This is a genomic window from Streptomyces sp. NPDC001714, from assembly GCF_042892755.1.
Lineage (GTDB): Bacteria > Actinomycetota > Actinomycetes > Streptomycetales > Streptomycetaceae > Streptomyces.
This window is the reverse complement of record NZ_JBIAUL010000001.1, coordinates 826,155-843,045: the sequence shown is the minus strand read 5'-3', so window position 1 is coordinate 843,045 and position 16,891 is coordinate 826,155. Positions and strand designations below refer to the sequence as shown.

Genomic DNA, 16,891 nt, shown 5'->3' with positions numbered 1-16,891 from the left:
CCTGTCAACCATTGAGGCACTCCCTCCAGAAGTGACAGGCACTGCCCCGGTGTTGATCCACCTCGTACAGCGGTGGCTCGTCGGTACGGCACACGTCCTGGGCCATCGGGCAGCGCGGGTTGAAGGCGCACCCCGGAGGGATGTTCATCAGGTTGGGCGGCAGGCCCTTGATGGCATAGAGCTCGTGCCCCTTCTGGTCGAGGCGCGGGATGGAGTCGAGGAGCCCGCGCGTGTAGGGGTGGGCCGGCGCCTTGTAGATGTCGTGCACGGGCGCGGACTCGACGATCCGCCCCGCGTACATGACGGCGATCCGGTCGGCGACGTCCGCGACCACCCCCAGGTCGTGGGTGATCAGGATCAGCCCCATGTGGTACTCGCGCTGCAGCTCCGCCAGCAGGTCCATGACCTGGGCCTGCACGGTCACGTCCAGGGCGGTCGTCGGCTCGTCGGCGATGATGAGCGCCGGTTCCAGGGCCAGCGCCATGGCGATCATGATGCGCTGGCGCATGCCCCCGGAGAACTGGTGCGGATAGTCCCGCACCCGCTGGGCGGCGGCCGGGATCCGCACCCGGTCCATCAGCTCGACCGCCTTGGCCCGCGCGTCCTTCCTCGACATCCCCCGGTGCACGACGAACATCTCGCCGAGCTGGTCGCCCACGCTCAGCACCGGGTTGAGCGCCGACAGCGCGTCCTGGAAGATCATCGCCATCTCGGCGCCCCGGACCTTCCTTCTCTCCTCCTCCTTCAGCCGCAGCAGATCCCGCCCCCGGAAGAGGATCTCGCCCCCGCCGATCCGCCCGGGCGGTGTGTCGAGGATCCCCATCACGGCCTGGGCGGTCACCGACTTCCCCGACCCCGACTCCCCCAGCACGGCCAGCGTCTCCCCCTCGTCGACGGCGTACGAGACGCCGTTGACCGCCTTCGCGACCCCGTCTCTGGTCCGGAACTCCACGTGCAGATCGCGCACTTCGAGCAGCACGGCGGCGCTCACCTCAGCTTCGGGTCGAGGGCGTCGCGCACCGCGTCGCCGAGCATGATGAAGGCCAGGACGGTGAGCGCGAGGGCCCCGGAGGGCCACAGCAGCGCGTGCGGGGCGTTGCGGATGTAGGGCGAGGCGGCGGAGATGTCGATGCCCCAGGAGACGCTGGGCGGCTTCAGGCCGACGCCGAGGTAGGACAGGGTCGCCTCCAGGGCGATGTAGGTGCCGAGCGCGATGGTCGCGACGACGATCACGGGGGCCACCGCGTTGGGTGCGATGTGCCGCAGCAGGATCCGGGAGTTGGAGGCGCCGAGCGCGCGGGCGGCCTGGACGTAGTCGTTCTGCTTGGCGGTGATCACCGAGCCGCGGGCGATCCGGGAGATCTGGGGCCAGCCGAGCAGCACCATGAACCCGATGACCGGCCAGACCGTATTGCTCGTCACCACCGAGAGGAGGACGAGACCGCCGAGGACGACCGGGATCGCGAAGAAGACGTCGGTGATCCGGGACAGCACCGAGTCCCAGAGGCCGCCGAAGAACCCGGCGAGCCCGCCGAGCACCGACCCGAGCAGCGCGACCCCGAGCGTGGCGCAGACGCCCACCGTGACGGACGTACGGGCGCCGTAGACGGTCCGCGTGTAGACGTTGCAGCCCTGGCCGTCGTAGCCGAAGGGAGCGCCCGGCTGGGAGCCCTCCTGGGCCTTGGCGAGGTCGCACTTGAGGGGGGAGCCGGAGGCGATCAGGGACGGCCACAGGGAGATGACGACGAGGAAGAGGATGACGAGGGCGGAGACGATGAAGACGGGGTTGCGGCGCAGGTCCCGCCAGGCGTCGGACCAGAGGGAGCGGGGCCTGGCCGCCGGGCCGGTGCCGAGCGGCCCGCCCGGAGTCCTCTCCAGCGTCTCGGCCTCGGTCGTCGCGAGGTCCATCGCCCCGCCCATGCCCGTCCCGGCGATGGCCCGGTCCTGGTCGAACGGCTGCTCAGGCATAGCGGATCCTCGGGTCGAGTACGGCGTAGAGCAGGTCCACCAGGAGGTTGGCCACCAGGAACACCAGGACCAGCACGGTCACGAACCCCACCACCGTCTGGGTGTTCTGCCGGAGGATGCCCTGGTAGAGCTGGTAGCCGACGCCGTGGATGTTGAAGATCCGCTCGGTGACGATCGCGCCGCCCATCAGCGCGCCGATGTCGGTGCCGATGAAGGTGACGACGGGGATGAGCGAGTTGCGCAGCAGGTGCCGTGCGACGACCCGGCGCCTGGGCAGCCCTTTGGCGACGGCCGTACGGACGTAGTCGCTCCGCTTGTTCTCGGCGATGGAGGTACGGGTCAGCCGGGTGACGTAGGCGAGCGAGACGGAGGCGAGGACCAGCCCCGGCACGATCAGCTCGCCGAAGGTGGCCTCCGGGGAGACGGAGGGTTTGATCCAGCCCCACTCCACTCCCAGGAGCAGCTGGAGCAGCAGACCGGTGACGAAGGTCGGTACGGAGATGACGACCAGGGTGGCCAGCAGCACTCCGGTGTCGACGGGTCGCCCGCGCCGCAGTCCGGTCACCACCCCCAGGGTGATGCCGATGACGATCTCGAAGACGATGGCCACGATCGTCAGCCGGATGGTGACGGGGAACGCGGTGGACATGAGCTCGGTGACCGGCTGCCCGTTGAACGCCGTACCGAAGTCGCCGGTGAAGACGTTCCCCATATAGGTGAGGTATTGCTGCCACACCGGCTTGTCGAGTCCGAACTCCTTCTTCAGCTGGGCGGCGGTCGCCGGATCGCAGGCCCGCTCACCGCACAGCCCCGCGATCGGGTCGCCCATGACATTGACCATGAGGAAGATCAGCAGCGTGGCCCCGACGAACACCGGGATCATCTGGAGCAGCCGCCGGACGACGTAGCGCCCCATGCCGGTTCAGCTGACCTTGATCTCGTTGTAGACGGGGACGCTGAACGGGTTGAGGGCGACGTTCGACAGCCGCTCCGAGTAGCCGGCGCTGCCGTTCTGGTACCAGAGCGGGATGGCGGCCATGTTGTCGCGTACGACCTCCTCGGCCTGCTGGAAGGTGGACACGGCCTTGGCGGGGTCGGTCTGGGCGTTCGCCTGGTCGACGAGTCTGTCGAAGTCCGGGTTGGACCACTTGCCGTCGTTGGAGGAGGCGTTGGTGTAGTAGAGGGGCTGGAGGAAGTTCTGGATGAGCGGGTAGTCCATCTGCCAGCCCGCCCGGAACGGCCCGGTCATCTTGTGCTGGCCGATCTGGTTGCGGAAGTCGGCGAAGGTACCGATCGGATTCCCGACGCAGGCCTTGTCGTTGCCCAGCGCGTTGTTGATGGAGTTGCACACGGCGTCCACCCACATCCTGTGCGAGCCGGTGTCGGCGTTGTACGTGATCTTGAGCTGGCCGCCGGGCAGCCCCCCGCCCTGCTGGATCAGCCGTTTGGCCTCGGCGGGGTTGTAGTCGCAGGCGCTCCCGCACAGCCCTTCCTTGAAGCCGCCGTCCGCGCCGAGCACCGGCGAGGTCCAGTCGGTGGCCGGGGTGCGGGTGTTCTGGAAGATGGTGTCGGTGATCTGCTTCCGGTTGATCGCCATGGAGAGGCCGGTGCGGACCTTCTCCGATCCGCTCTTGTTCCAGGCGCTGTCGTAGTAGGGGAAGGCGAGCGTCTGGATGATGCCGGCCGGAGTGTTGATGTAGCGGTCACCGAGATCGCTCTTGACGTTCTTCAGCTGTGACGCGGGAACGTCGTCGACGAGGTCGAGGTTGCCGGCGATGAGGTCGGTGTAGGCGGTGTCGCTGTCCGTGTAGACCTTGAGGGTCACTCCGCCGTTCTGCGCCTTGTCGGCACCGGGGTAGCCGTCCCACTTCTTCAGGGACATCTGCGAGCCCTTGGTGTAGGACTCGATGCGGTACGGCCCGTCGCCGACCGGTTGCGCCAGCCAGCCGGCGTGGTCGGTGAAGAAGGTCTGCGGCAGCGGGGCGAAGGCCGCGTAGCCGAGGGTGTCGGGGAAGCTGGAGAACTTCTGGTTGAGCTGGACGGTGAAGGTCTTGTCGTCGACGACCTTCAGGCCGGTGAGCGTGTCGGCGCTCTGCGAGCCACTGGCCGGGTGGACCTTGTCGTAGCCCTGGATGTAGCCGAAGAAGTAGGCGTTCTTCTGGTTGTTCTTGAGGCTCGCCCCGTAGTTCCAGGCGTCGACGAAGGACTTGGCGGTCACCTTCTCGCCGTTGCTGAACGTCCAGCCGTCCTTGAGCGTGATCGTGAAGTTCTGCGAGTCGCTCGTGTCGATCTTCTGGGCGAGCATGTCCGTCGCCTTGCCGGTCTTCGGGTCGTACTTCTTCAGGCCCCGGAAGATCATGTCCAGGACCTTGCCGCCCTGGACCTCGTTGGTGTTGGCCGGCTCCAGGGGGTTCTGCGGGTCGCCCCAGGAGGAGCTGAGCACGCCGCTCTCGCCTCCGCCGCCCCCACTGCCGCCGCCGCCCCCGCAGGCCGTGGCGGCGAGCGCCACCACGACCGCGCAGGCCGCCCCTCGGGCGTGCGTGGCTGAACGCATGGCGTGCCTCCTCCGTGAAGAGTGATCCGTTCGATCCGTGGATGATCCGCTATCGGTCAATATCGACCAAATAGGTTGATATCGCTCACCCACTGCCCCGAACGGACGGCCATCGAGGACCCCATGACGACCTTTAGAGGGACACGTCACCCGATTGCAGGCGCCCCTCCGGGAGCCCCTTGAGGATCTTGCGTGGGCGGCGCAATGGATCTCCGCGTAACGATGCCGAAACGTTGGATTGCGACCCGCCGATGTACGCATTTCGGCACCCACGCGTCCGCATAACGAACTCATTGCCCGTTTCGTCCAATTCGCCCGATCTAAAGCACGGTGCGATTACGAGGCGCTACCCGCGTAGCTACGGAACGGTCAAGGCCAGGCAAAGAAAGTAAAGAGAAACCCAAGTCGCCCGAGAATTTATTGACCTTGAATGAATTGCGTTGAAAAAGTCCGGCGTAGCCCGTAGGGGAGTGTGCCCTGCGGAGTCATCAGACCCTCCCTTGGGCCAGGAGCACCATGACCCCCCCAACTCCATCCGCGGCCCCGCTCGAGGTGTCCGACGAGAGCGCCGAGAAGTCGATCACTTCTCCCGACTCGAAGGCCGGCGAGAGCAGGTCCCCGGGACAGCTCGCGTGGCGCCGCTTCAAACGCGACCGTACGGGCGTCATATCGGCGATCATCGTGATCTTCTTCTTCGTGATCGCGCTGGCCGCGCCGCTGATATCCAAGCTGTACGGGAAGGATCCGTACACGACGTACGCGAGCCAGGACCCGAGCCTGCTGGACCCCTTCTCGTACCCGGCGGGCCCGAACGGCGGCATGAGCTCGCAGTTCTGGTTCGGCATCGAGCCACAGCTGGGCCGCGACGTCTTCACCTTCCTGATCTACGGCATCCGGACCTCGTTGGGTATCGCCCTGGCCGCCACCCTGATCACCACCGTCGTCGGTGTCGTGGTCGGTGTGACCGCGGGCTACCTCGGCGGCAAGACGGACTACCTGGTCGGCCGGATCATCGACATCGTGCTGTCGATCCCCTCGACGCTGTTCATCATCGCCTTCATGCCGGTGGTGTTCGGCCTCTTCGTCGCCGCCGACGACAACATCCCGACCTGGCTGCGGGCCGTCGCGCTCATCTTCATGATGTCCTTCTTCGGCTGGGCGTCGATCGCCCGTCTGCTGCGCGGCCAGGTACTCGGCCTGCGTGAGCGGGAGTTCGTCGAGGCCGCCAAGGTGACCGGGGCGTCACCGGCGCGCATCGTGTTCAAGGAACTGCTGCCGAACCTGTGGACGCCGATCCTCATCCAGTCCACGCTCATGCTCCCGGCCTATGTGACCGCGGAGGCGGGCTTCGCCTTCCTCGGTGTCGGCATGATCGACCCGACCCCCGACTGGGGGGTCATGATCCAGCGAGGCGCCCAGTTCTACACCCAGGACTTCACGTTCATGCTCTTCCCGGGCCTGGCCATGGTGATCTTCGTCCTGGCGTTCAACCTGCTCGGCGACTCGGCTCGTGACGCGCTCGACCCGAAGTCCAAGCGCTGACCCATCTCTCATCTGCCGGTCCGGTCATCGTCGTCCGGCTGGTCCCGTCCCACCCATAAGGCAGGGTTGCTGTGTCTTTTTCCCGTAGAAACTTCATGATCGCTACCGGCGTGGTGGCCGCGTCGAGCACGGTGCTGACCGCCTGTGGCGGCGGCAGCAAGTCGTCGGACAACAAGATCCCCTCGGTCAGCAAGGCCAAGCAGAGCAAGATCGCGGTCGGTACGAAGGCCGACTCGACGGGCCCGGCCCCCGAGGTCGCCGGCGCTGTCAAGGGCGGGACGATCTACGGGCTCGACCAGTTCGACATGGACCACCTGGACCCGGCGCAGATCTACGTCTCCACCGAGATCCTCATCACCACGCCGATCATGCGCGGCCTGACCGGCTACAAGCTCGATTCCAAGGGCGGCGCCACCCTGGTCGGCGACGTGGCCACGGACGCGGGCACGGCCAAGGACGGCGGCAAGACCTGGTCGTTCACGATCAAGGACGGCATCAAGTGGGAGGACGGCTCCGACCTCTCCATGGACGACGTCCGCCACACCTTCGAGCGCCTCTTCGCCTCCTTCGTGACCGAGGGCCCGCGCTACGTCCAGCAGTTCCTGGTGGGCGGTGACAAGTACAAGGGCCCCTACGAGGGCAAGCACCTCGACTCCATCGAGATCGACGGCCGGACCATCACCTTCCGCCTCAACCAGGCCCGTGGTGACTTCAACTTCACGCTCGCCGAGCGCGCGTACTCCTTCGTGAAGAAGTCGAAGGACACCAAGGAGAAGTACGACAAGCAGCCGTTCTCCTGCGGCCCGTACAAGATCTCCGCCCGCGACGTCGGCAAGTCCCTGACGTACACCCGCAACGAGCACTGGGACGCGGCGACGGACCCGATCCGCAACGCCTACCCGGACAAGTACCTCTTCCAGTTCGGCTTCGAACTGCTGGCCTCGACCGACCGCTACATCGCGGACAAGGGCAACGACCAGTACACGATGTCGATCTTCAACGAGGTCGCCCCGGAGCGGATCGCCACGGTCCTCACCAACGCGAAGCTCAAGCAGCGGGTGCTCACCGCGGTCGACACGGTCACCTACTACTGGCCGATCAACACCACCCGGATCACGGACGTCAAGGTCCGCCAGGCCATCAACTACGCCTGGCCGAACCAGCAGCTGCAGACCATCCGCGGCGGTGCGTCGACCAGCGAGATCGCCACCACGATCTTCAGCCCGGTGACGCCCGGTTACACGGACTTCGACCTCTACGGCAAGAAGACGAAGCCCGGCGGCGACCCGGCCAAGGCCAAGGCCCTCCTCAAGGAGGCCGGCAAGCTCGGGCAGAAGCTGGTCATCGCCTACCAGACGTCGGACAACGCGGTGAAGCAGGCCGTCGCGATCAAGAACGCGCTGGAGGCCGCCGGCTTCACGGTCGTCAACAAGCAGCTCGACAAGTCGACCTTCTACACCCAGATCGGCAAGATCGACAACACCTACGACCTGTTCGCGGCCGGCTGGAGCCCGGACTGGCCGGGTGGTTACTCGGTCTTCTACCCCTGCTGGGACGGCGAGAACATCGGTGACGGCCGCAGCAACTACGCCCAGCTGAAGAACGCCAGCGTCGACAAGGCCATCGCGGCCGCCTCCCTGATCACCGACGCGGACGAGGCCAACAAGGCCTGGGGCGCCATCGACAAGCAGGTCATGGAGCTCGCGGCCTGCGTCCCGGACTACCACGCCATCCGCAACTGGATGCACGGTTCGAAGGTCGGTGGCTTCGTCTACGACGCCGGAAACACCGGCATCGCGCTCACCAGGCTCTACGTCAAGGCGTAGGCGCCACCGGCACCAAAGGGGGCGGCCCCTACCCCGGGCCGCCCCCACCACCGGCTCCACACCCCTCACGCCCCGGCAACGGCGCCCCGTCCGGAAAGTCCTGACCCCATGTTCCGCTTCCTTGTCCGCCGTACGATCGGCGCGCTGGTCATTCTGCTGATCATCAGCGCCATCACGTTCTGGCTCTTCTACGCCGTCCCGCGTGACCCGGCCATGATGTCCTGCGGCAAGAACTGCACGCCGGCCTCGCTCGCGCAGATCCGGCACAACCTGGGCATCGACCATCCGATCCCGGTCCAGTACTGGTCCTGGCTCAAGGGCATCTTCGTCGGGCGTGACTACACGGGCTTCGGGCACTGCAACGCGCCGTGCCTCGGCTACTCCTTCGCCAACAACGAGCCCGTCTTCGGCACGATCATGGACCGGCTGCCGCTGACCCTCTCGCTCGCCTTCGGCTCGGCCGTCATCTTCCTGACCTTCGGTGTCGGCACCGGCATGATCGCCGCGCTCAAGCAGGGCAAGTTCCTGGACAAGTTCGCGAGCTCGGCGTCGCTGCTCGGCTCCTCGCTCCAGATCTACTTCGTCGGCTACATCGCGCTGTACTTCCTGACCTTCAAGACGGGCATCCTCGACCAGCCCTCGTACACGGCACTGACCGACAACCCCGTCCAGTGGTTCTCGGGCCTGCTGCTGCCGTGGATCGTGCTGTCGATCATCTTCACCGCCAACTACACCCGTATGGCCCGCTCCCAGCTGGTCGAGCAGCTCAGCGAGGACTACGTCCGCACCGCCCGCGCCAAGGGCCTCTCCGGTGCCAACGTGTTCCTGCGCTTCGCCTGGCGCGGCGCGATGGGTCCGATCGTCACCCTGTTCGGCATCGACCTGGGCACGCTGATCGGCGGCGCGATCATCACCGAGCAGGTCTTCAGCCTCCAGGGCATCGGCCGCCTCGCGGTGACCTCCGTCAACCAGAGCGACCTGCCGATGCTGCTCGGCGTCACGGTGCTGTCCGCGGCGGCGATCGTGTTCTTCAACATCATCGTCGACGCCGCCTACGCTTTCATCGACCCGCGGATCCGGCTCGCCTGACCTCCGCCCGTAACCCCTACCCCCCGCATCACCCCCAGGAGCGTCCCCGTGACGAGCACCGATCAGCAGCCGTTCCTCTCCGTCAAGGACCTCAAAGTCCACTTCTCCACCGAGGACGGCATCGTCAAGGCCGTCGACGGGCTCAGCTTCGACCTCGCCAAGGGCAAGACGCTCGGCATCGTGGGCGAGTCGGGCTCCGGCAAGTCCGTCACCAACCTGACGATCCTGGGTCTCCACGACCGTGACCGTACGGCGATCGACGGCGAGATCCTGCTCGACGGCGAGGAGTTGCTCACGGCCTCCGAGCGGACGCTGGAGAAGCTGCGCGGCAACAAGATGTCGATGATCTTCCAGGACGCGCTGGCCTCGCTGTCGCCGTACCACACCATCGGCACCCAGATCTCCGAGGTGTACCGCAAGCACACCGGCGCTTCCAAGAGGGAGTCGCGGGCGCGGGCGATCGAGATGCTGAAGCGTGTCGGCATCCCGCAGCCGGACGTCCGGGTGGACGACTACCCGCACCAGTTCTCCGGCGGTATGCGCCAGCGCGCCATGATCGCCATGGCCCTGGTCTGCGACCCCGAACTCCTCATCGCCGACGAGCCCACCACCGCGCTCGACGTGACGGTCCAGGCCCAGATCATGGACCTCCTCAAGGACCTCCAGCAGGAGTTCGGCACCGCGATCATCTTCATCACCCACGACCTCGGTGTCATCGCCGACATCGCGGACGACGTGCTGGTGATGTACGGCGGCCGGTGCGTGGAGCGGGGCACCAAGAAGGAGGTCCTGGGCTCTCCGCAGCACCCGTACACCCTCGGCCTGCTCAACTCCATGCCGGCTCTGGACGGGCCGGTCGACGTGCCGTTGTCGCCGATTCCCGGCTCTCCGCCCTCGCTGCTCAACCCGCCGTCGGGCTGCCGTTTCCACCCGCGCTGCGCGTTCGTGGAGAAGGTCCCGGGCGGCAAGTGCTCCAGCGTGCAGCCGGTGCTCGAACTGGTCGAGGGCCGGGGCTCCGCCTGCCACCTGGAACTGAGCCGGCGAGACGAGCTCTTCGCCGACTACGCGGCCACCGCCGGCCACAACTGACGGACACGAGACGGGACTTCACGACCATGAGCAACACCAACCCCCTCCTGGACGTCTCCGGGCTGACCAAGCACTTCCCGATCAAGGGCGGCTTCCCGATCAAGCGGACCGTCGGCGCGGTGCAGGCCGTGGACGGCCTCGACTTCCAGGTCGCCGAGGGCGAGAGCCTGGGCCTGGTCGGCGAGTCCGGCTGCGGCAAGTCGACGACCGGACGCCTGATCACCCGCCTGCTGGAGCCGACCGGCGGCAAGATCACCTACCGCGGCCAGGACATCACGCACGCCAACCGCAGGCAGCTGGCGCCGATCCGGTCCGAGATCCAGATGATCTTCCAGGACCCGTACGCCTCGCTGAACCCCCGCCAGACGGTCGGCAAGATCGTCGCGGGTCCGATGGAGATCAACGACATCAATCCGGCCGGCGGTCGGGAGAAGCGGGTCCGCGAGCTCCTGGAGATCGTCGGCCTGAACCCGGAGCACTTCAACCGCTTCCCGCACGAGTTCTCCGGCGGCCAGCGCCAGCGCATCGGCGTGGCCCGCGCCCTGGCCCTGGAACCGAAGCTGATCGTCGCCGACGAACCGGTCTCGGCGCTCGACGTCTCCATCCAGGCGCAGGTCGTGAACCTTCTGCAGAAGGTCCAGCAGGAACTGGGCATCGCCTTCGTCTTCATCGCCCACGACCTCGCGATCGTGCGGCACTTCTCGCAGCGGGTCGCGGTCATGTACCTCGGTAAGATCGTGGAGATCGCCGACCGCGAGGACCTGTACGAGAACCCGCGCCACCCCTACACGCGGGCCCTGCTGTCCGCCGTACCCGAGGCGACGGTGGACGTGGAGCCGCGCGAGCGGATCCGCCTGGTGGGTGACGTCCCGTCCCCGATCAACCCGCCCTCCGGCTGCCGCTTCCGCACCCGCTGCTGGAAGGCGACGGAGAAGTGCGCGACGGAGGCGCCGCCGCTGGTCCAGGCCGACGGCAACAAGCCCGGCCACCTCACCGCGTGCCACTACCCTGAGGTGCGGGACACGATTCCCGCCCCGCGTCTCTCCAAGGACCCCGAGGCCGCGGCCTGACACACCCCTTTCCGTCAGCCGCCGCCTGCGGAACGGACTTTCACCGGCCCATTGACCCGAGCCCCTGAACGTCCGCTCCAGGGGAGCAAGGGCCCGCACCTCCCCAGGTGCGGGCCCTTCTCATGTGTTCCATGGGTTCACGGACGTACTCACCGAGCATCAACGGCCGTCGCGAGATCCAGATGGACACGATCTCTGATATGCGTGATCAGCTTCTGCAGGTCTCGGCAGTACACGGAGGGATTCAGGAATCCTGAGTCGGCCCGGTATCGATGGACGTATTCGCCGCCACCGCAGATCTCCACCAACGAGCAGCGCTGGCACTGCGGGGACAGGCCGCGCAGGCCCAGTTGGCGTGCCACCACGCCAGGATGCAGCAGCGCCTGCTCGAAGGAACCGGTGAAGACGTCGAGGCCCGTTCCCGGTGCCCCGTCGAACGCCGACCTCAGGGTGTCCGCGAGCTGTATGGAGCCGTCCGTGTCCACGGTCACGATCTGTGCCGGCGTAAGACCGAACCCCTCGGTCTCGCTGTGGCCACCGAGAACCAGGGCCATGATGTTCTCGAAGATCCGGATACCCACGGGGACAGGTACGGTGTGGTACCAGCGATCGAAGATGGGGATGAGCCAGTCCGCGTACGGGGTGCCTCTGTTGCCCGCCGGAAGGGCCGGTGGCCGCTCCGTCCAGTTGCCCAGGGGCAGTTCGAAGTCAATCAACGGAGCTCCGACATCGACGAGTGACTCATAGACGTCGAGGGGATCGTTCTCCACATCGATCGTGCACAGGACGAGGCGCAGCAGACCGGCGGCCGGTGACTGCCGCATGGATTCGAGTCCGCGCATGACGGCTTCATGGCTTCCCCGGCCATTGGCGTACGTACGATGCCGGTCGTGAGCGTCCTTTCCTCCGTCGAGACTGACACTCACATGAATACCCTGTCGTTCGATGACCTCCAGCATTTCCCTGTCATCGAGCAGGATGCCGTTCGTCGTCAACGCAATCTGCGCGTCGCAGCCCTCGGGTACGGCGGAACGAAAAGCTGTCGCGGCGTAGTCAACTCCCTCTGCACCCGCCAGCAGAGCCTCTCCTCCATGCAGCTTGATAATCGCTGCGGGCAGCAATTCTGCATGTGCTTTCAGATGGTCAGAAATGGACTCCGCAGCTTTGTCGACCACTCTTCGAGTCATGGCAACGGGGCGGTCTCGCCAGCTCTGATCCGCCATCTCGTACATATAGCAGTAGTCACAGGCGAGGTTACATCTACCGTGCAGCTTGATGATGAACACGGCAAAAGGCAACGGCTGCCACGCATCATCGGCCAGCGCCACGTCCACCACGGCTCGCGTCGGCCACGCGTCCTCACGCCGGGCGACCTCGCGTGCGGGACCCTTCACCGGGCTTCTCCTCCTCCTGGCCCGAATGCGGCCGAGGCCGGATACGCCTCAGCCGCTTCCGGCGATGCCCAGTGTCGCTACTTGTTGTGGTTCTGCAGAGGAGACACGGTGTCTCCCTGCTGGGCAACTCGCTCGAGCACGAGGCCAAGAGCGCTTTTCGCCTCCACCACGGAGGACGCCTCGGGACGGGTGGATTGCTGAGCCGAAGCAACTGCAGCACCCGGCGCGACGAGGGCAGCGACAGCCGCGGTCGCCCCCACCTGCTGTATCAGTGTCAGCCTGTTCTTGTTGCGCATAGACACCCCTTCACAATGAATTGATCAAAGGGTATTGCGAGTAACGGGAAGCCCCGAACAAGAAGGAGAGAACAGAGGGAAATGACAAGGCGCCACCCCAATGCAAAAGAATCATGGCATGCGACGGAGTGCGATGTCCAGCCTAAATTCTTCACACCAACGGCCAGGCCCCGAAAAGAGGAGCTTGCCCCCCTCCCCCCGGTTGGCACCCGCTTGAGGTGATTTAAACGGGTCCCTGCCAGACATCTTCCAGGATGCAAGCGCATATCGTGAGTGCCCCACGCCGGTTGCCATGAGGACGCTGCGCTCTTCTCGAGGCGATGTGCGCGCTCACCTGTCGCACCCCCTTCCGTCGAAGCTAGAGTGCGGAAACTCCTCCGCAATAAACCGGTCGGCCCGAACGGAACGAGGAATAGGCGTGAAAGTACTCATGTGTCCGCTCAGCGACCCCGGCTTCCTCTACCCCGTCATATCGGTCGGAAAAGAACTGAAACGGCGCGGCCATGAGGTCCGTCTCCTGGGTCGCCGGAGCGCGGCAGCGCCGGCCGTGCTGGCCGGAGTGCCCGTGACGCTCGTCGAGGACAGGCATGCGGCGGCGTTCTCGGCCAGCGGTTGGGTGCGCAGACAGTACGACCAGTACGCCCTGATCCTCGACACCCTTCGCAGTTTCCGGGCCGACGTGGTCCTCACCTCCGTGTTCGGCCACGGAGCCCTGCTGGCCGCGGAACGGTCAGGTGTCCCCACCGTGGTTCTCGGTCTCGCGGCATATCTGTGGCCGTACGCGTCGGGAGCGGCCGACGAGCCGGAGCTGCCCGCCCTGCGAAGGTCGCGGCTGCATGACATGACACGCCTGTACCAGGATCTTCGCGAGCAGGCGGGACTGTCCCGCGGCCCCGAAAGCGAAGCCGCGAGATCCCTCCTGGGGGACCGCTATCTGCTGAGGGGCCATCCGGCGCTCGAGTATCCCGGGTCCGAACTGCCGGACGTCGTACGCCATGTCGGTCCTTGTTTCTGGGAACCAGAACCTGACGACTCCGTGAAAGCGCAGCTGGACGGAGTCATCGCGCGACGCGGCAAACCGTTGGTGTACGTGCATCTGGGCAGGCGGTTTCAGGCCAACGACATCTGGCCTCACCTCAACTCCCTTTTTGCCGGAAGCCCGTTCCAGGCAGTAGTGGAGCTGGGGCGATCCGAGAACCCGGCCCCAGCCCCTCACGCGGACCTCGTTACGGTCCGGCTGCCCTGGATGAGACCTTTGGTCGAGCAGGCATCGCTCGTTCTCACCAGTGCTACATCTGCCCCCGTTCTCGGGGCACTTCTGCACGGTCGGCCACTTGTCGTCAGCCCAGCCGGAGCCGAACAGCCTTTGCTCGCGGAGGCCTGCATAAGAGCGGGGCTCGCCCGCAAGCTGCCCGAACCAGCGCTACCGGAATTTTTAGAAGAAGTGGCGGGCGATGCTCGGCTGACAGATGCGGCGCAAGACCTAAGTGCCGAACTCCGTTCCGCCGCCGGCCCACACAGTGCGGCAGACGAAGTGGAGGAAGTGACACACTCAGGCTGCATCCATATCCGGACCGATGTTGCCGAAATGCGACAGACGACCACACGGAGGCGCATAGCAGAAGCAAAGCTGCAGAACGAGATGCATCGCTTCTAAAGATACGCGAGATCACAAAGAGGAGTCGTCGTCAACTCCTTTACTGCCGCTCCAGTTCGACGTGAAGTCGATCATGAAAGGCCCTCTTGCGCGCACCATTGGGGACTGCCAGCATGTAGCACCGCACCGGCAACAACCTAACCAGTGAAAGGAGTAATTCATGGACAATGAAATAGTCCAGGAGCTCGATCTGATCGCCGACCCGCTCGAAGAGGACGAGTTGTTCGCTCTCATGGGTCCGGAATGCGTCAGAGACAGCAGCTGCGCCAATAGTGACGGCTGCCTGATCTCCTGGAACTGTTCCAAGGTCACGATGTAATTGAGCGCCAGGTCGGCTCGGTGACCGGTTGCACGGTCACCGAGCTGGCTGTACGAGCCTATCGACTCGAAGGCGAGGCAACGGGTCCAACTATGCAGGGAACCAATTATGCGGCACTGGATGAACTGGTTTCTCCGTACGGAGTCGTGTACGCGGTGCGTGGCGGAAGCGACTGGAGAGACCCTCTTCCCTTTGAAATCTACGCGGCATCGGTAGGGAGCGGCAAACCGGGGATCGGCGGAAGCGGAAAGGGGCACACCGTTTGCGGCGGGCGTGCCGACGTCGGCAGCACGGAGCTCGCCCGTCTGATCGCCATCGCTGAAGGTGCCGAGCGGTACGTCATTTCTGACCACCCGATCGGGGACACGATATGGGCGACAGCGGAGGAATTGGAGGGCCGGTGCGTAGAACCCTGGCGAATCCCGAAGTGCTCCGCGAAAGAACTCGCCGCAGCCGGTTCCAGAGCCACGAATTTCGACCCATCTGCCAGCATCAGATGGTCACGCGGTAAGGACCTGATCAACGGGGAACCGGTCTGGGTTCCCACCGCGATGGTCTGCCTCGGGCTTTTGGACCGAACACCGGCCGAGCGATTCACGAGCCCGATATCCACCGGCTACGCCGTCCACACATCCTCCGAGGAGGCCGTGGTCGGCGGAATTCGGGAGGTCGTGGAGCGGGACATCATCTCTCTGCTCTGGCTGCAGGCGCTGACACTGCCGCGCGTGCGTACCGCTGATTACAACGACATGACCGCGCGCATCGTGGAGTGGGGTCGGCGCCACTTCCTCGATATCCAGGTCTTTGACGCGACGTCCGATCTTCGTATCCCGACCGCGTACTGCCTGGTCCGTGCTCCCTATGACACGCAGGTCGCCACGGCGGTAGGCGCCGGTACGGGCTGGAACATGCGGGAGGCAGTCGCCAAGGCGGTGTGCGAGGCCGTCAGTATTCGTGCTGTCATCCAGGCGGCCGAAGGTGATCCCAGGAAGCCATACAGCGCATACCGGGAAATCGAGGACGGGGCTGTGTTCATGGCCTTGGCGGAGAATTCCCACGCTTTTGACTTCCTGACCGGATCCGACAGCTACTCCGACAGTTCGGCCGAGTTGCCTCAGGACCCGCACGAAGCGCTCAACGTCATGATGAACACCTTCGCGGCCAAAGAGATGCGACCGATTGTAGTGGAGCGTACGACGAAGGAACTCGCAGCGGTCGGGCTGACCGCCGTCTGCGTGGTCATCCCGGACCTCCAGCCCATGAGCCTTGATCCTCTGGTGCAGTTCAAGGGGCACGCGCGCCTGTATGAGGCACCTCGCCTCATGGGTTACACGTCCATGGCGGAGGAGGGCCTCAACTCATGGCCACAGCCGTTCGCGTAACTGGCTCGCCCGTCAGTCCGGTCCATCTCTCGCGGGGGCCGTTCGGCGAGGCCGTGGTGGAAAGGATCAACAGCCGTTTCCCGGGCAGACAACTGGACACCGTCTCCCGGCTCAGGCGGGAGATCACGGAAACCGACGTCGACTTCATCGTCGTAGCGCTCTGGCGTGTCTCTCGGAGCCTGTGCGCCGAGGTCGACGACATCGCGTACGCCACCGGAGTTCCCTGGATCCTCATCGCCCAGGAGGAGGGCACCATCAAGGTCGGCCCCCAAGTGACGCCTGGATCCCAAGCTGCGTGCTGGCACTGTTACTACAGTCGCCGGGTTCAGCACGATAGAACCTGGCCGACGACGCACGCCCTACATTCCGCCTATGAACAGGACGACGACATCGGTCCTGGCGGGTTGCTGCCCCATCACGTCAGGATCGCCGCGGCGGTCGCCTGTCAGTCGATCACACGCCACAACGTTGACACCGGATCCACGGGGGTGGTGACCATCGACCAGACCACCACGCACCTGCGCAGCGATCCCGTCACAGGCTGCCACGGCTGTCCTCGATGCCATGCGCCGACCCTGTCCGCCACGCCCGACACCGTCGAAGCTACGGGGAGATCCCATGGCTAGCACCACCACACCCGTAGAGAAGCGGGTTCACTCGCGGCCACGGAGACTGCGTCGTGGACTGGTCGTCACGTACACCGAC

The 16,891-nt window shown here is 65.5% G+C and carries 15 protein-coding genes; 9 read left to right on the top strand and 6 right to left on the bottom strand.

Translation table 11 applies throughout. The annotated features are described in order from the left end of the window. Positions 1-4: 4 nt before the first annotated feature. The 4 genes from ACFY0P_RS03915 to ACFY0P_RS03900 are packed head-to-tail and all read right to left on the bottom strand — an operon-like array spanning position 5 to position 4,522. Positions 5-979 carry an ABC transporter ATP-binding protein gene (locus tag ACFY0P_RS03915; protein WP_388906999.1) on the bottom strand — a complete coding sequence of 325 codons (975 nt, stop codon included), beginning with the start codon at positions 977-979 and terminating at the stop codon, positions 5-7. An 8-nt stretch (positions 980-987) separates the two neighbouring features. Further along, the gene (locus ACFY0P_RS03910; protein ID WP_388906997.1) at positions 988-1,968 is read right to left on the bottom strand and encodes an ABC transporter permease; all 981 of its coding nucleotides are present in this window, start codon (positions 1,966-1,968) and stop codon (positions 988-990) included. Continuing rightward, the gene (locus tag ACFY0P_RS03905) at positions 1,961-2,884 is read right to left on the bottom strand and encodes an ABC transporter permease (RefSeq protein ID WP_388906995.1); all 924 of its coding nucleotides are present in this window, start codon (positions 2,882-2,884) and stop codon (positions 1,961-1,963) included. The genes ACFY0P_RS03910 and ACFY0P_RS03905 overlap by 8 nt, the downstream gene beginning before the upstream one ends. 6 nt (positions 2,885-2,890) lie before the next feature. Then, on the bottom strand, positions 2,891-4,522 hold the full coding sequence (locus ACFY0P_RS03900) for an ABC transporter substrate-binding protein (protein ID WP_388906992.1): 1,632 nt from the start codon (positions 4,520-4,522) through the stop codon (positions 2,891-2,893). A 516-nt stretch (positions 4,523-5,038) separates the two neighbouring features. On the opposite strand from ACFY0P_RS03900, the gene ACFY0P_RS03895 reads away from it, so the two are divergent. The 5 genes from ACFY0P_RS03895 (at position 5,039) to ACFY0P_RS03875 (ending at position 11,138) form a co-directional block, all read left to right on the top strand. Continuing rightward, positions 5,039-6,064, top strand: a complete 1,026-nt coding sequence (locus tag ACFY0P_RS03895) for an ABC transporter permease (protein WP_388906989.1) — start codon at positions 5,039-5,041, stop codon at positions 6,062-6,064. 95 nt (positions 6,065-6,159) lie between these two features. Continuing rightward, positions 6,160-7,890 carry an ABC transporter substrate-binding protein gene (locus ACFY0P_RS03890; RefSeq protein WP_388906987.1) on the top strand — a complete coding sequence of 577 codons (1,731 nt, stop codon included), beginning with the start codon at positions 6,160-6,162 and terminating at the stop codon, positions 7,888-7,890. Positions 7,891-7,998: 108 nt separating this feature from the next. Beyond that, complete coding sequence (locus ACFY0P_RS03885) at positions 7,999-8,979, top strand: ABC transporter permease (protein WP_388906985.1); 981 nt, start codon at positions 7,999-8,001, stop codon at positions 8,977-8,979. Positions 8,980-9,027: 48 nt separating this feature from the next. Beyond that, complete coding sequence (locus tag ACFY0P_RS03880; RefSeq protein ID WP_388906982.1) at positions 9,028-10,068, top strand: ABC transporter ATP-binding protein; 1,041 nt, start codon at positions 9,028-9,030, stop codon at positions 10,066-10,068. Between the two features lie 26 nt (positions 10,069-10,094). Then, positions 10,095-11,138: an ABC transporter ATP-binding protein gene (locus ACFY0P_RS03875; RefSeq protein WP_388906980.1), complete on the top strand. Its 1,044-nt coding sequence runs from the start codon at positions 10,095-10,097 to the stop codon at positions 11,136-11,138. Between the two features lie 149 nt (positions 11,139-11,287). Here ACFY0P_RS03875 and ACFY0P_RS03870 read toward each other — a convergent pair whose 3' ends face one another. Both ACFY0P_RS03870 and ACFY0P_RS03865 read right to left on the bottom strand, forming a co-directional pair. Then, entirely contained in the window at positions 11,288-12,532 is a 1,245-nt protein-coding gene (locus ACFY0P_RS03870) for an FxsB family cyclophane-forming radical SAM/SPASM peptide maturase (RefSeq protein ID WP_388906977.1), read from the bottom strand. A gap of 77 nt (positions 12,533-12,609) precedes the next feature. Beyond that, positions 12,610-12,828 (bottom strand): hypothetical protein, encoded by a 219-nt coding sequence (locus tag ACFY0P_RS03865; protein ID WP_388906975.1) that lies wholly within the window; start codon positions 12,826-12,828, stop codon positions 12,610-12,612. A 418-nt stretch (positions 12,829-13,246) separates the two neighbouring features. Between ACFY0P_RS03865 and ACFY0P_RS03860 the strand changes: the two genes are divergently transcribed. The 4 genes from ACFY0P_RS03860 (at position 13,247) to ACFY0P_RS03845 (ending at position 16,812) form a co-directional block, all read left to right on the top strand. Then, positions 13,247-14,485, top strand: coding sequence for a glycosyltransferase (locus tag ACFY0P_RS03860; protein WP_388906973.1), 1,239 nt, complete (start codon positions 13,247-13,249; stop codon positions 14,483-14,485). 160 nt (positions 14,486-14,645) lie between these two features. Next, positions 14,646-14,804, top strand: coding sequence for a hypothetical protein (locus ACFY0P_RS03855; protein WP_388906971.1), 159 nt, complete (start codon positions 14,646-14,648; stop codon positions 14,802-14,804). A gap of 20 nt (positions 14,805-14,824) precedes the next feature. Further along, positions 14,825-16,186, top strand: coding sequence for a YcaO-like family protein (locus ACFY0P_RS03850; RefSeq protein ID WP_388906969.1), 1,362 nt, complete (start codon positions 14,825-14,827; stop codon positions 16,184-16,186). Beyond that, positions 16,165-16,812: a TOMM precursor leader peptide-binding protein gene (locus ACFY0P_RS03845; RefSeq protein WP_388906966.1), complete on the top strand. Its 648-nt coding sequence runs from the start codon at positions 16,165-16,167 to the stop codon at positions 16,810-16,812. Before ACFY0P_RS03850 ends, ACFY0P_RS03845 begins: the two co-directional genes overlap by 22 nt. Positions 16,813-16,891: the final 79 nt, after the last annotated feature.

Bases quoted from the DNA above. Each gene is read 5' to 3' on its own strand.
- ACFY0P_RS03910 (WP_388906997.1), bottom strand. From the start codon at position 1,968: ATGCCTGAGCAGCCGTTCGACCAGGACCGGGCCATCGCCGGGACGGGC.
- ACFY0P_RS03905 (WP_388906995.1), bottom strand. From the start codon at position 2,884: ATGGGGCGCTACGTCGTCCGGCGGCTGCTCCAGATGATCCCGGTGTTC.
- ACFY0P_RS03900 (WP_388906992.1), bottom strand. From the start codon at position 4,522: ATGCGTTCAGCCACGCACGCCCGAGGGGCGGCCTGCGCGGTCGTGGTG.
- ACFY0P_RS03895 (WP_388906989.1), top strand. From the start codon at position 5,039: ATGACCCCCCCAACTCCATCCGCGGCCCCGCTCGAGGTGTCCGACGAG.
- ACFY0P_RS03890 (WP_388906987.1), top strand. From the start codon at position 6,160: ATGATCGCTACCGGCGTGGTGGCCGCGTCGAGCACGGTGCTGACCGCC.
- ACFY0P_RS03885 (WP_388906985.1), top strand. From the start codon at position 7,999: ATGTTCCGCTTCCTTGTCCGCCGTACGATCGGCGCGCTGGTCATTCTG.
- ACFY0P_RS03875 (WP_388906980.1), top strand. From the start codon at position 10,095: ATGAGCAACACCAACCCCCTCCTGGACGTCTCCGGGCTGACCAAGCAC.
- ACFY0P_RS03865 (WP_388906975.1), bottom strand. From the start codon at position 12,828: ATGCGCAACAAGAACAGGCTGACACTGATACAGCAGGTGGGGGCGACC.
- ACFY0P_RS03855 (WP_388906971.1), top strand. From the start codon at position 14,646: ATGGACAATGAAATAGTCCAGGAGCTCGATCTGATCGCCGACCCGCTC.
- ACFY0P_RS03845 (WP_388906966.1), top strand. From the start codon at position 16,165: ATGGCCACAGCCGTTCGCGTAACTGGCTCGCCCGTCAGTCCGGTCCAT.